At 39.8% G+C, this 14,234-nt stretch carries 11 protein-coding genes; all 11 read left to right on the forward strand.

Translation table 11 applies throughout. The annotated features are described in order from the left end of the window. The first annotated feature begins 51 nt into the window (after positions 1–51). The 11 genes from pgm to RB151_RS06635 all read left to right on the forward strand — a co-directional run bounded on the left by pgm (position 52) and on the right by RB151_RS06635 (position 14,233). On the forward strand, positions 52–1,686 hold the full coding sequence (gene pgm, locus RB151_RS06580) for a phosphoglucomutase (alpha-D-glucose-1,6-bisphosphate-dependent) (RefSeq protein WP_042846479.1): 1,635 nt from the start codon (positions 52–54) through the stop codon (positions 1,684–1,686). A gap of 290 nt (positions 1,687–1,976) precedes the next feature. Then, positions 1,977–3,065 (forward strand): 3-phosphoserine/phosphohydroxythreonine transaminase, encoded by a 1,089-nt coding sequence (gene serC / locus RB151_RS06585; protein WP_042846478.1) that lies wholly within the window; start codon positions 1,977–1,979, stop codon positions 3,063–3,065. Positions 3,066–3,312: 247 nt separating this feature from the next. Further along, positions 3,313–4,587 (forward strand): 3-phosphoshikimate 1-carboxyvinyltransferase, encoded by a 1,275-nt coding sequence (gene aroA, locus RB151_RS06590; RefSeq protein ID WP_042846477.1) that lies wholly within the window; start codon positions 3,313–3,315, stop codon positions 4,585–4,587. A gap of 185 nt (positions 4,588–4,772) precedes the next feature. Further along, the gene (gene cmk / locus RB151_RS06595; protein ID WP_042846475.1) at positions 4,773–5,456 is read left to right on the forward strand and encodes a (d)CMP kinase; all 684 of its coding nucleotides are present in this window, start codon (positions 4,773–4,775) and stop codon (positions 5,454–5,456) included. A 174-nt stretch (positions 5,457–5,630) separates the two neighbouring features. After that, positions 5,631–7,304 (forward strand): 30S ribosomal protein S1, encoded by a 1,674-nt coding sequence (rpsA, locus tag RB151_RS06600; protein ID WP_004909559.1) that lies wholly within the window; start codon positions 5,631–5,633, stop codon positions 7,302–7,304. Positions 7,305–7,359: 55 nt separating this feature from the next. After that, a complete protein-coding gene (ihfB, locus tag RB151_RS06605; RefSeq protein WP_042846474.1) occupies positions 7,360–7,647 on the forward strand; it encodes an integration host factor subunit beta in 288 nt (95 codons plus the stop codon). A 563-nt stretch (positions 7,648–8,210) separates the two neighbouring features. After that, positions 8,211–10,505 (forward strand): DNA internalization-related competence protein ComEC/Rec2, encoded by a 2,295-nt coding sequence (locus RB151_RS06615; protein WP_237071517.1) that lies wholly within the window; start codon positions 8,211–8,213, stop codon positions 10,503–10,505. A gap of 36 nt (positions 10,506–10,541) precedes the next feature. Continuing rightward, positions 10,542–12,287 carry a lipid A ABC transporter ATP-binding protein/permease MsbA gene (msbA, locus tag RB151_RS06620; protein WP_042846473.1) on the forward strand — a complete coding sequence of 582 codons (1,746 nt, stop codon included), beginning with the start codon at positions 10,542–10,544 and terminating at the stop codon, positions 12,285–12,287. Further along, the gene (gene lpxK, locus RB151_RS06625; protein WP_042846472.1) at positions 12,284–13,282 is read left to right on the forward strand and encodes a tetraacyldisaccharide 4'-kinase; all 999 of its coding nucleotides are present in this window, start codon (positions 12,284–12,286) and stop codon (positions 13,280–13,282) included. Before msbA ends, lpxK begins: the two co-directional genes overlap by 4 nt. Positions 13,283–13,685: 403 nt before the next feature. Continuing rightward, positions 13,686–13,901, forward strand: a complete 216-nt coding sequence (locus RB151_RS06630) for a cold-shock protein (RefSeq protein WP_004256206.1) — start codon at positions 13,686–13,688, stop codon at positions 13,899–13,901. Between the two features lie 152 nt (positions 13,902–14,053). Beyond that, entirely contained in the window at positions 14,054–14,233 is a 180-nt protein-coding gene (locus RB151_RS06635; protein ID WP_042846471.1) for a Trm112 family protein, read from the forward strand. Position 14,234: the final 1 nt, after the last annotated feature.

Genomic DNA, 14,234 nt, shown 5'->3' on the forward strand with positions numbered 1-14,234 from the left:
GAAATATCACTGATGTGAAAAACAAAGCATCAGTGCTTTGGGAGAAAACCAGTGACAATACATGAACGTGCAGGGCAGCTTCCGTTTCAAAGTGACTTGATCAATGTCGCTCAATTAACCGCTCAATATTATACTCAGCAGCCGCAAGCAGGGGACGCTTCTCAGGCGGTTAAATTTGGTACGTCTGGGCATCGTGGTAGCTCATTACGTAAAAATTTTAATGAAAATCACATATTGGCAATTGCACAAGCTATTGCTGATTTGCGCAAAACACAAGGGGTAACAGGCCCTTGCTTTGTGGGTAAAGATACACATGCTTTATCTGAAGCGGCATTTATTACTGTGGTTGAGGTGCTAGCAGCCAATCAAGTTCATGTAATTGTTCAGGAGAACAATGGTTTCACACCAACTCCAGCCATCTCCCATGCAATCTTAAGTTACAACCAGTCACACCAAAATATTGCTGATGGCATTGTGATCACGCCTTCCCATAATCCACCTGAAGATGGTGGTATTAAATATAATCCAGCAAATGGCGGGCCTGCGGATACAGATTTAACTTCGGTTATTGAGAAAAATGCTAATCAAATACTGGTAAATAACCTCGAGGGGGTTAAGCGCCTAAGTTTTGATGCTGCGATCGCAAGTGAATATGTTATTCAGCAAGATTTAATTATGCCATACGTATTAGCACTGGGCGAAGTTGTTGATATGGAGGCTATCGCCAAATCAGGGCTAAAAATCGGTGTTGACCCACTAGGTGGCTCAGGTATCGAATATTGGAAAAAAATTGCTGAGCATTATCAATTAAATATTGAAATCGTAAATGATCAACTAGACCAAACTTTCCGTTTTATGCCACTTGACCATGATGGTGTTATCCGTATGGATTGCTCATCAAGTTGGGCTATGGCAGGGTTATTAGGGATGAAAAAACGGTTTGATTTGGCGTTTGCAAATGATCCTGATTACGACCGCCATGGTATTGTCACCCCTGATGGGTTAATGAACCCAAATCACTACCTTGCTGTTGCGATTGACTATTTATTCCAGCATCGGCCTCTGTGGGGGAAAGATGTTGCTGTCGGTAAAACGCTGGTTTCTAGTGCGATGATTGACCGAGTTGTCAGTGATATTGGTCGTGAATTGGTAGAAGTACCGGTTGGTTTTAAATGGTTTGTTGATGGTTTATTTAGTGGTCAACTCGGTTTTGGTGGGGAAGAAAGTGCTGGGGCATCGTTCCTGAAATTTGATGGTACACCTTGGTCAACGGATAAAGATGGTATCATTCTTTGTTTATTAGCCGCAGAAATTACAGCAGTTACCGGTGAAAACCCTCAGCAACGCTATAATAACCTCGCGAAAAAATTTGGTGCACCGATTTACAACCGTATCCAAGCGAAAGCGACTCACGAAGAAAAAGCTAAGTTAAGTAAATTATCTCCAGAAATGGTAGCCGCAGATACGCTAGCGGGTGATAAAATTACACAGCGCTTAACCGCAGCACCTGGTAATGGCGCCTCGATAGGTGGCTTAAAAATTATGACCGATTACGGTTGGTTTGCAGCAAGGCCATCAGGGACAGAAGAAGCATACAAAATTTATTGTGAAAGTTTCCGTGGCGAAGAACATCTACGCCTTATTGAAAAAGAAGCTATCGAGATCGTTAGTAAAGTAATTAGTTAATTCCGCTTTTTATAAATAAAAAATTCATTTCAATAAATATCCCGAAGACAAAATCGACAAGATGATTCGGGATATTATTCCTTATTTATTGTTAATCTCTTCATAAAATTATGGTTGTCGATAATGTGACGAGATTAACAAAATTCTTTTGTTTATTTTACCCAAAATTCCCCTATTACTTTTTACTATCAATTCACAATAAGCGTTGCAGCTAAAGGCGTGGAGTGGTACAACTTGAAGCATCTGAGTGAGTTTTATTAATCATAATTATTGAAGATAGGGTGAGGTCAATGAGTCAGGTTTATAATTTCAGTGCAGGTCCAGCGATGCTGCCTGTCGAAGTCATGCGTCGTGCTGAACAAGAATTTTGTAATTGGCAAGGTCTAGGTGTTTCAGTGATGGAAGTGAGTCATCGCGGAAAAGAATTTGTTGAAGTTGCAAAAGAAGCTGAGCAAAATTTACGTGATTTATTAAATGTGCCAAGTAATTATAAAATTCTATTTTGTCATGGCGGTGCCCGTGCCCACTTTGCTACTATCCCGATGAACTTATTAGGTGGCAAAACGACGGCTGATTACATTGTCAGTGGTTATTGGTCAGAATCTGCTGCGAAAGAAGCAGCGAAATACTGCAAACCTAACGTCATTCAGATTGCTGAAGAAAAAGATGGCGTTGTGAGCCTAAAACCAATGAGTGAATGGCCTTTAAGTGACGATGCTGCTTATGTCCATTATTGCCCTAATGAAACGATTGGCGGTTTAGCCCTCCACGAAGAACCTGATTTCCCGAAAGACAAAATTATTGTTGCTGATTACTCATCTTCTATTTTATCAAAACCGATTGATGTCAGCCGTTTTGGCATAATCTATGCGGGTGCACAAAAAAATATCGGGCCTGCTGGGTTAACAATTGTCATTATTCGTGAAGACCTACTGGGCAAAGCCTCTCCACAGACGCCATCAGTGTTTGATTATACATTACTAGCAAAACATGATTCCATGTTCAACACACCGCCAACATTTGCATGGTACCTATCAGGTATGGTCTTTAAGTGGTTGAAAGAACAAGGTGGCTTACAAGAAATGGCGAAGCGTAATTATGAAAAATCACAATTACTCTACAATGCTATTGATGATAGCCAGTTTTATATAAACCGTGTGGCAGTAGAAAACCGCTCTTGGATGAATGTGCCATTCCAAATGCAAAACCCTGCATTGGATGCCAAATTTATCGAAGAAGCGAAAGAACAAGGCCTGCTTTCACTGAAAGGTCATAAAGTGGCAGGCGGAATGCGAGCCTCCATTTATAATGCTATGCCATTAGCTGGTGTACAGGCTTTGGTTGATTTTATGGCAGATTTTGAACGCCATAACGCATAACACTCTTTATTAAGCTCTACATAATTTGGGTTGCATGTCGGTGATAAACGAAAATAGATGAGGGGCATTGGTACACGATGTAGCTCGGTTCGTTGAAAATGGCCAACACGCATGCAACCTGAAAAATGATGAGTATAAACTGGCTGATAGGATGTTCAGCTAATAATCGAGCCCTCTTGTAGCTAACTAAAAAGAAAATAGGGCTCGGTTGATTTTACTTGCAATTTCACTGGAGAAAACACCTTTTATGCAATCCCTGACATTACAACCAATTTCTTCAATTAATGGCACAATTAATTTGCCAGGGTCTAAAAGTGTCTCAAACCGTGCACTGTTACTTGCTGCGATGGCTAAAGGGACGACCGTACTGACTAATTTATTAGACAGTGATGATATTCGCCATATGCTGAATGCATTAAGCCAATTAGGGGTTAGTTACCAATTATCGGATGATAAAACACGGTGTTGCGTGGAAGGTCTAGGCGGTAACTTATCCCATTCGGATGAACTAGAAATATTTTTAGGTAATGCAGGGACAGCAATGCGCCCGCTGGCAGCGGCATTATCATTGAGCCACAATAATATTATTCTGACCGGAGAACCCCGTATGAAAGAGCGTCCCATTGGGCACTTAGTGGATGCTTTGAGGGAAGGCGGGGCAGTTATTGATTATTTAGAACAAGAAAATTATCCGCCGATTCGTTTAAAAGGCGGTTTTGTCGGTGGCAAAATTTCAGTCGATGGTTCGGTTTCTAGCCAATTTTTAACGGCATTATTAATGGCGGCTCCTCGTGCAGAGCAAGATACGACTATTACCATTATTGGTGAGTTAGTCTCTAAACCTTATATTGATATAACGCTAGCATTAATGAAAACTTTTGGTGTTATTGTTGAAAATCATCAATATCAACAATTTGTAATTAAAGGCCAGCAACAATATCAATCACCTGGTGAATATTTAGTGGAAGGTGACGCTTCTTCGGCTTCTTACTTTTTAGCCGCTGCTGCTATTAAAGGTGGTATTGTACGTGTCACTGGTATTGGCCGTAATAGTTTGCAAGGTGATACTAAGTTTGCCAACGTGTTGGAGAAAATGGGCGCGACGATTCGCTGGGGTGATGACTACGTTGAGTGCCAACGTGGTACTTTGAGCGGTATTGACATGGATATGAATGAAATCCCTGATGCAGCAATGACAATAGGGACTGTCGCGTTATTCGCTGAAGGCGAAACAGTTATTCGTAATATTTATAACTGGCGTGTAAAAGAAACTGACAGGTTATACGCGATGGCCACTGAGCTACGAAAAGTTGGCGCTGAAGTGGAAGAGGGGCATGATTATATCCGTGTTGTTCCACCCAAAAAACTACAACACGCAGAAATTGAAACTTACAATGACCATCGTATTGCTATGTGTTTTTCATTAGTGGCGTTATCAGATACTCCTGTCACTATTTTAGACCCAGGCTGCACTGCCAAAACGTTTCCAGATTATTTCGAGCAGCTTGCTCGCCTAAGTTAATACTTTTGTTGGGCTGATATGTTTGTTCAGTACCAGTCCAACAATAACTTAATTTAATCAATATTCTCTTATTTTCTGACAATCATCAGAACCTGCTTATTTCACAAAGTTGATGAATTGGTATAATACCTCTACTGATTTTAATTGCAGGTAGCGGATGCTATGTGCAGAAAAGGAGACTTTTTATGGTGGCGATAGCCCCTGTAATCACCGTTGATGGACCTAGCGGAGCAGGCAAAGGTACACTTTGCCAAGCATTAGCAAATGAATTTGGATGGCAACTTCTAGACTCCGGTGCAATTTATCGTGTACTCGCGTTAGCTGCATTACATCATCATGTTGATATTCAATCTGAGGATGGGCTAGTTCCTTTAGCGGCTAATTTAGATGTACGCTTTGTTCCTGAAGGGAATATCTTAAAAGTGATCCTTGAAGGTGAGGATGTCTCAAATCAGATTAGAACAGAAACCGTTGGAAATACGGCTTCGCAAACAGCAACTTTTCCCCGTGTTCGTGAAGCTCTATTACGACGCCAGCGTGCATTTAGAACATTCCCTGGGTTAATTGCCGATGGTCGAGATATGGGAACTGTTGTATTCCCTGATGCCCCAGTGAAAATTTTCCTTGATGCTTCTGCGCAAGAAAGAGCGCATCGTCGCATGAAGCAGTTGCAAGAGAAAGGCTTTGATGTTAATTTTGAACGTCTTTTAAGCGAAATTGAAGAGCGCGATTACCGTGATCGCAATCGCTCAGTTGCGCCCCTTATTGCTGCGAAAGATGCATTAGTGCTGGATTCCACAAGTATGTCAATTGAGGAAGTTATTGAAAAAGCACGCACCTATGCAAAAAAAATTCTACAATTATCGTGATAATAGGCTTTATTTTAGCTTATAATTAGATAATATACGCACTTACCGCTATGTTGATTATTTTATTAGCATAGCATCAACCTTGCGACATGGAATGTTGTGGGGTATGTGAAACAACCCCATTTGGCGGGAAGCTAAGTGGACGTTAATTAAAAACTCTTGAAGATCATTAATATGACTGAATCTTTTGCTCAACTCTTTGAAGAATCCCTGCAGAATATTGAAACTCGTCCTGGTTCTATCGTTCGTGGTACTGTCGTTGCCATCGATAAAGACGTAGTACTGGTAGACGCAGGTCTTAAATCAGAATCTGCTATCCCAGTAGAACAGTTCAAAAATGCTCAGGGTGAGCTAGAAATCCAAGTTGGCGACGAAATCGATGTAGCTCTGGATGCAGTAGAAGATGGTTTCGGTGAAACTATCCTGTCTCGTGAGAAAGCTAAACGTCATGAAGCATGGCTGATGCTGGAAAAAGCTTACGAAGAAGCTGAAACTGTAACTGGTGTTATCAACGGTAAAGTTAAAGGCGGTTTCACTGTTGAACTTAACGGCATCCGTGCGTTCTTACCAGGTTCACTGGTAGATGTACGCCCAGTTCGTGATACTACTCACTTGGAAGGCAAAGAGCTTGAGTTCAAAGTAATCAAGCTGGATCAGAAACGCAACAACGTTGTTGTTTCTCGTCGTGCTGTAATTGAATCTGAAAGCAGCGCTGAGCGCGATCAACTGCTGGAAAACCTGCAGGAAGGCATGGAAGTTAAAGGTATCGTTAAGAACCTTACTGACTACGGTGCATTCGTTGATCTTGGCGGTGTTGACGGCTTGCTGCACATCACTGACATGGCTTGGAAACGTGTTAAACACCCAAGCGAAATCGTCAACGTTGGTGATGAAATCAATGTTAAAGTTCTGAAATTCGACCGTGAGCGCACTCGTGTTTCTCTGGGTCTGAAACAACTGGGCGAAGATCCTTGGGTCGCAATCGCTAAACGTTACCCAGAAGGCACTAAGCTGACTGGTCGCGTTACTAACCTGACTGACTATGGTTGCTTCGTAGAAATCGAAGAAGGCGTTGAAGGTCTGGTTCACGTTTCAGAAATGGATTGGACTAACAAAAACATCCACCCATCTAAAGTTGTTAACGTTGGTGATGTTGTTGAAGTTATGGTTCTGGATATCGATGAAGAACGTCGTCGTATCTCTTTAGGCCTAAAACAATGCAAATCTAACCCATGGCAGCAATTTGCAGAAACTCACAACAAAGGCGACCGCGTTGAAGGTAAAATCAAGTCTATCACTGACTTCGGTATCTTCATCGGTCTGGACGGCGGCATCGATGGCCTGGTTCACTTATCTGACATCTCCTGGAACGTTGCAGGCGAAGAAGCAGTTCGTGAATACAAAAAAGGCGATGAAATCGCAGCTGTTGTTCTGCAAGTTGACGCAGAGCGTGAGCGTATCTCTTTAGGTGTTAAACAGTTAGCTGAAGATCCATTCAATAACTACTTAGCAGCTACTAAGAAAGGCGCTATCGTTACTGGTAAAGTAATCGCAGTTGACGCTAAAGGTGCAACTGTTGAGCTGACTCTGGGCGTTGAAGGTTACCTGCGTGCTTCAGAAGCTTCACGTGACCGTGTTGAAGATGCAACTCTGGTTCTGAACGTTGGTGATGATGTTGAAGCTAAATACACTGGTGTTGATCGTAAAAACCGTGTAATCAACCTGTCTGTTCGTGCTAAAGATGAAGCGGATGAGAAAGACGCTGTCGCAGCTGTGAACAAACAAGAAGATACTGCATTCGGCAACAATGCAATGGCTGAAGCTTTCAAAGCAGCTAAAGGCGAATAATTAAGTGGGGCAGTAATAGAATTGCCCCTTTGTAACGGTAGTTTAGGGAGGTACTATGACCAAGTCTGAATTAATTGAAAGACTGGCTAGCCAGCAGTCTCATCTTTCAGCAAAAACCGTTGAGGAAGCTGTAAAGGAAATTCTTGAGCATATGGCTGATACGTTAGCCGGTGGTGAGCGTATTGAGGTTCGTGGTTTCGGCAGTTTTTCTCTTCACTACCGTGCACCACGCGTTGGCCGTAACCCAAAAACTGGTGATAAAGTGGAGCTAGAAGGTAAATATGTTCCTCATTTTAAACCAGGTAAAGAATTACGTGATCGTGTAAATATTTATGGCCAATAAAGGGCTATAAATCTTAATTATTACATCAAAACAGCGCTTGCATATTATTGTATAGCGCTGTTTTTTTATAATCTGGCCAACACCCAACACCCAACACCCAACACCCAACACCCAACACCCAACACCCAACACCCAACACCCAACACCCAACACCCAACACCCAACACCCAACACCCAACACCTAACACCTAACACTGGGAATCAAATACTTGACCTCATAGCTTTCGCTCATTGAAAAATGGAAAAAGAAATCAATCGCTCTAGATGGGATTATAAATGTAGATGTAGGCTTAAACACGACAGGTATTGATAAGTATTGAAATAAATTGCGAGGCGCTTCCCACTTTAATGAATACTGTATTTTTCCTGAATAACTTATTACGAAGCGCGACTCAAAACCTATCTTAACTACTTATTGAATAAATAGTTAAGTTTTAGATTGGGCTCTAGATTATGGGTAAAAGGAGCCAAATATGAAAGGACAGGGAGGGGGGAAGAACTGGGCTATTAATCACACTATTCATTATTGGCTAGGTAAATATAAAAAATCACTATCATTATCATTGGCAGCATTAGCGGTAATTACTGGGGTATTACCTTTATTATTTATTCCTGAACTTATAAGTTTAAACGTTACAATTACTTGTATTTTTATCATTACTTTATTTTTAATCTTTTATATGACTAATAAGGTGGGGAAGTTTATCTCATTGGTTATCATATCGTTTATTTGGGGAAACTGGCATTGTATTGATATTAAAAACAAAATGTATTTTCTATCTGAGAAAAACCACAAAATTGACCTTACCGTTATAAGTATTCCGTTAGCAGAAAAGGAATATAAGCATAAGGTACGTATTGATAGAATAAACTCTAAAATTATTTTTCCTCCATTATATGCTTTATGGAAGACTAAGGCGCCATTATGCGCGGGGCAGTCATGGCAAATTGTAGGAAAGCTTAATCCTTTACATAGTTCTTTAAATGAAGGGGGTTTTAATCAACAGCGTTATCTATTAGCAAAAAGGCAAATTGGTTTACTGAAGAGTCAGCAACAAAAAATATTAGACTCTCAATGTTCTATTAGACAAAAGCTTATTAACTATTATTCACAGCAAATATCACCATTAAATAATGCAGGTGTTATTTATGCGCTTATGTTTGGTGAAAGGGGGCTATTGACCCCACAGCATTCTCTACTATTACAGAATACAGGGTTAACTCATTTAATTGCGATATCTGGTTTACATATAGGTTTAGCCTATTTATTTGGTTATTTGATTGTAAGGGGGATTCAATATTTATTACCTATATCATTTTTAAATGAAAGTATCCCAATATTGTCAGGGGTATGTTTGGCTGTTCTTTATGCTTGGGTTTCTGATTTTGCAATCCCTGCAACTCGGGCATTTTTTGCTTTATTGTTATGGGTTTATATTCGAAAAAAAACATCTCATTATTTTTCTTGGCAATGGGCGTTATGGAGCATTGCAGGTATCTTAGTATTAGACCCGTTATCAATTTTATCAGATAGTTTTTGGCTATCGAGCTTTGCGGTTTTAGCCATACTCTATTGGTCCAGTGTTTTACCTTTATCTCCTCATCTTGCGCAACAAAAAGTAATAGGGAAAATTATTATATTAACTCATTTACAGATAGGTTTACTTATTCTACTTATTCCCATGCAACTTATAATGTTTAATGGCATTAATCTAATGAGTTTTTTTGCAAATCTTTGGTTTGTCCCTATTATTTCTTGGTTAGTAGTTCCTGCTATATTTGTCTTATTTTTACTACCAATTCCTGAGATACAAAATGTTATTTTACTTGCTATTGATCAGGTAATTGAATGGGGGTTGAAGCCAATTCCATTCTTCAGCCGCTTTTGGTTTGAATTACGTCATGTGCCTTATTATGCTTTGGTAAGCTGTTGGCTTATTGTTTTAGTGATCCTTTACCGGTGGTACAAAAATTACTTAGGGCTATGCGGCTGTGTCCTCATATTAATACTAACTGAAAGAGGGAATAGTAAATCACCAAAAAAGGATTGGAGCTTAACTGTACTCGATATTGGCCACGGTTTAGCAGTCGTTATAGAACAAAATAATCTAGCATTCTTATATGATACAGGAAATATATGGAAAGGGAGCAGCAGTGCAAAAAAGCAGGTTATCCCCTTTCTTAAACATCATAATATTACACCGTTAACTGTTATTCTCAGTCATAATCATCTGGATCATACTGGGGGCGTTAAAGATTTAAGTCAGCAATACCCGTGGATAAGCATACGTAGTAATTTTGGTAATTACTCTAATGAATATAATAAGTTAAAGAAAAGACAGCGTATTCAGCATCTTCCTTGCTTCAAAGGGCAAAAGTGGCAATGGGGGATTTTAACATTTGAAGTGTTGTGGCCTGAAAAATCATCAAAAATATCGCATAACAATGATTCTTGTGTTATTCAATTAACTGATGGGTACCATAAAATCTTATTGACGGGAGATTTAGAAAAACAAGGTGAAAGATCAATTGTTGAAATGTATAAATCAAGACTTCATTCTAACATTTTATTTGCGCCTCACCATGGAAGTAGCACATCCTCAACCGCCTTATTGTTAAGGAATGTTAAACCATCATTGGCATTAGTTTCTTCTGCAAGGTACAGTGCGTGGAAAATTCCATCACAAAAAGTCTATTCTAGGTATAAAAGTAGTGGCGTTAAATGGTTAAACACAGCAGAGAATGGTCAGATAACTTTATGGTTTAAAAAAGAAAATATTAAAATTTTACGTTATCGCTATGAAATTCAACCCCGTTGGTATCATCTGTGGTTTGGCTTGCCGCTATTTCCCGAGTAGAATAGTGCGCTTACATTAAGTCTGGTAATTAAAAGTATGAATGATAAAGACCTTTCGACAAAACAAACTTTTCGCCGCTTGTGGCCAATTATTGCGCCTTTTAAAGCGGGTTTAATTGTAGCAGCAATAGCACTTATCATTAACGCCGCAGGTGATGCGTTTATGATTTCTTTGTTAAAACCCTTGTTAGATGAAGGCTTCGATAAAGCCGACAACGATGTTTTAAAATGGCTTCCGCTTGCGGTGTTAGGTCTTATGGTCGTTCGTGGTAGTTCTAGCTTTGTTTCAACCTATTGTGTTTCATGGGTCGCGGGCAAAGTCGTTATGAATATGCGCCGTAAATTGTTTGGTCATATGATGGGAATGCCTGTTAGCTTTTTTGACCAGCAGTCAACAGGGACATTATTATCGAGAATTACTTATGACTCAGAGCAGGTTGCTTCCTCTTCCTCAGGTGCATTAATTACTATTATACGTGAAAGCGCCTATATTATCGGGTTGTTTGCCATGATGTTTTATTACAGCTGGCAACTATCTCTGATATTAATTGTTATTGCCCCAGTTGTTTCTGTGACTATTCGCATTGTCTCTAAACGTTTTCGTAAAATCAGTAAAAATATGCAAACGGGGATGGGACATGTTACTGCTAGCGCAGAGCAAATGTTAAAAGGGCATAAAGAAGTTTTAATTTTTGGTGGGCAGAAAGTTGAAACTGAGCGTTTTAACAAGGTAAGCAATAACATGCGTCGCCAAAATATGAAAATGGTAACCGCATCAGCAATTTCAGACCCGATTGTTCAACTTATTGCTTCATTCGCATTGGCATTTGTATTGTACGCTGCGAGCTTTCCCGAAATTCGCGATGAATTAACATCAGGTACCATTGCCGTTGTATTTTCATCTATGTTTGCATTAATGCGGCCTTTAAAATCCCTCACTAATGTTAACTCTCAATTTCAGCGCGGTATGGCTGCTTGCCAAACCTTGTTTGCTATCTTAGATACTGAACAAGAAAAAGATAATGGGACGAAAGTATTAAAAGAGGTAAAAGGTGACATCAAATTTGAACATGTTACTTTTACCTATGAAACCAAAGAGCATCCTGCGTTAGACGATATTTCATTTACGTTACCTGCGGGGAAATCAGTTGCTCTGGTCGGGCGTTCAGGTTCAGGTAAGTCTACAATTGCTAATTTAATTACGCGTTTTTATGACATTGATGAAGGAACGATTCAGATAGATGGTCATGACATTCGCGAATACACTTTAGCTTCGTTACGGAACCAAGTTGCTTTAGTTTCACAGCATGTTTACTTATTTAACGATACGATAGCCAATAATATTGCCTATGCAACAGATGGCAACTACAGCCGTGAGCAAATTGAAAAAGCAGCAGAGATGGCTTACGCAATGGACTTTATTGCCAAGCTTGATAAAGGCTTAGATACGGTTATCGGTGAAAATGGGGTCATGCTTTCAGGTGGTCAGCGCCAGCGGATAGCGATAGCTCGCGCATTGTTACGTGATGCCCCAATCCTTATTCTTGATGAAGCAACCTCTGCTTTAGATACTGAGTCTGAACGTGCAATTCAAGCTGCACTTGATGAACTACAAAAGAATAGGACATCTTTAGTGATTGCTCATAGGTTATCAACGATAGAGAACGCCGATGAAATCTTAGTGGTACAAGATGGCAAGATTATTGAGCGTGGTAATCATGCATCTTTATTAGCGCAAGATGGCGCGTATTCTCAATTACATAGAATCCAATTTAAACAATGATAGAGCGTATTTGGTCTGGCAAATCTTGGCTATATATTTTGTTATTGCCGTTATCTTTCCTTTATGGGCTGATAACAGTAATTCGGCATATGGCATATAAAGTTGGGCTATTTCGTTCATGGAAAGCACCGGTTCCGGTGGTCGTAGTTGGGAACCTAACTGCGGGTGGAAATGGTAAAACGCCCGTAGTCATTTGGTTAGTTGAATCATTAACTAATGCAGGTTATCGGGTGGGGGTCGTTTCTAGGGGCTATGGCGGTAAGTCAGAGAATTACCCATTAGTACTTAATGAGGCGACTACCACACAAGTTGCAGGGGATGAACCTGTATTGATATTTCATCGCACAAAGGCGCCTGTTGCTGTAGCCCCTAAGCGTAGCGATGCAGTTAAAGCCCTGCTTCAGGCATACGAATTAGATGTCATCATCACCGATGACGGGCTACAACACTACGCACTGCAACGTGACTATGAGATAGTCGTTATTGATGGGCAACGTCGTTTTGGTAATGGCTGGTGGCTTCCTGCTGGGCCTATGCGTGAAAGAATTGGGCGTTTAAAAACTGTTAATGCATCTATAGTTAATGGTGGTAATCCCCAAGGAAATGAAGTGCTAATGACCCTAGAGGGGGATAGCGCAATTAACCTTGTGAGCTTAAAAAAACAACCCGTTACGGAGCTAGAGTCGGTAGTGGCAATGGCAGGAATTGGTCACCCCACACGTTTTTTTAATTCTTTACAGGGTAAAGGGGTTGTATTAGAGGGAAGCCAAGCTTTTGCCGATCACCAATCGTATGAACAACAACAGTTAATGTCTTTAGTTAAACCCCATCAGTCTTTATTAATGACGGAGAAAGATGCAGTAAAATGCCGCGAATTTGCTCAACCTAACTGGTGGTTCCTTCCTGTTCAAGCTCAGCTCCAACATCGTGGTGCAGATAAAATTTTAAGCGAAATAAAAAAACTTATCACAAATAACAAAAAAACTTGCCACTAACGTTTCACTATGATAATAATATCGCCAATGTGATATAGATCTACTTATTATGTATCTAGATGCAATACATTAATAATTGGATTTTATACTAGCTTGAATTTCACGCCGCGTTCTTTAGTTAGTCTTCATATCCTCGCACAATCTACATTATTGGGTCGTTACTTCTAAGTTTTGTCATCATAATGTCAAATTAGGCTGTTAACTTCACAGTGGATGAGTGATATCTGAAATCTATATTTACGGGCGTTATAGTAAATGCACAATTATTTATGTGCATAAATTGGTAAAAGTGTATTTACTCTTTGATGTATTAATAGATCGGCAATTTATAAATGGGACGCAAGAAAGAGTAATGATACAAAGATAAAAAAAATATTGTTCTCAGAACAAAAGGAGTTTTAATATGAATTTTCAATTACATATGGGTCGAGTTAAATGGTTTGACGCAAAAGAAGGTTACGGTTTTATTTCACCATTCAATGGTGGAGATGATGTATTTGTGACAACAAAATCAATCGCTAATAAAAAAATCAAATCATTATTTGAAGGTCAAAACGTTGAGTTCTCTGTTACTCGTAATTCGGATGGCATAACGGCAGCAGACGTTATTGCTTACTAGAAGTAACTACTAAACAATTAACAGAACAAATTCTCCTGCTTTTATCCTCTCATCTCACGCAGGAGATCTTATTCAGAAAGATTAAAGTTAACGGTGATATCTGCATGTGATATCCTGACTCCAAGTGAGTTAAAATCCATTCGGGAGAAAACATGGATCACCGTTTACTTGAAATCATTGCCTGCCCTATATGTCATGGCAAATTAAGCTATAACAAAGAAAACCTCGAGCTTATCTGCAAGTTTGATCACTTAGCCTATCCAATTCGTGATGGCATCCCTGTATTACTCGAAAATGAAGCACGCCAAGTCTCATTAGATGAAGGAAAATAAT

It is taken from the genome of Providencia rettgeri (assembly GCF_001874625.1).
Classification (GTDB): domain Bacteria; phylum Pseudomonadota; class Gammaproteobacteria; order Enterobacterales; family Enterobacteriaceae; genus Providencia; species Providencia huashanensis.

Coding starts and splice junctions, on each gene's coding strand:
- cmk (WP_042846475.1), top strand. CDS start 4,773: ATGGTGGCGATAGCCCCTGTAATCACCGTTGATGGACCTAGCGGAGCA.
- ihfB (WP_042846474.1), top strand. CDS start 7,360: ATGACCAAGTCTGAATTAATTGAAAGACTGGCTAGCCAGCAGTCTCAT.
- RB151_RS06630 (WP_004256206.1), top strand. CDS start 13,686: ATGAATTTTCAATTACATATGGGTCGAGTTAAATGGTTTGACGCAAAA.
- RB151_RS06635 (WP_042846471.1), top strand. CDS start 14,054: ATGGATCACCGTTTACTTGAAATCATTGCCTGCCCTATATGTCATGGC.
- lpxK (WP_042846472.1), top strand. CDS start 12,284: ATGATAGAGCGTATTTGGTCTGGCAAATCTTGGCTATATATTTTGTTA.
- aroA (WP_042846477.1), top strand. CDS start 3,313: ATGCAATCCCTGACATTACAACCAATTTCTTCAATTAATGGCACAATT.
- serC (WP_042846478.1), top strand. CDS start 1,977: ATGAGTCAGGTTTATAATTTCAGTGCAGGTCCAGCGATGCTGCCTGTC.
- rpsA (WP_004909559.1), top strand. CDS start 5,631: ATGACTGAATCTTTTGCTCAACTCTTTGAAGAATCCCTGCAGAATATT.
- msbA (WP_042846473.1), top strand. CDS start 10,542: ATGAATGATAAAGACCTTTCGACAAAACAAACTTTTCGCCGCTTGTGG.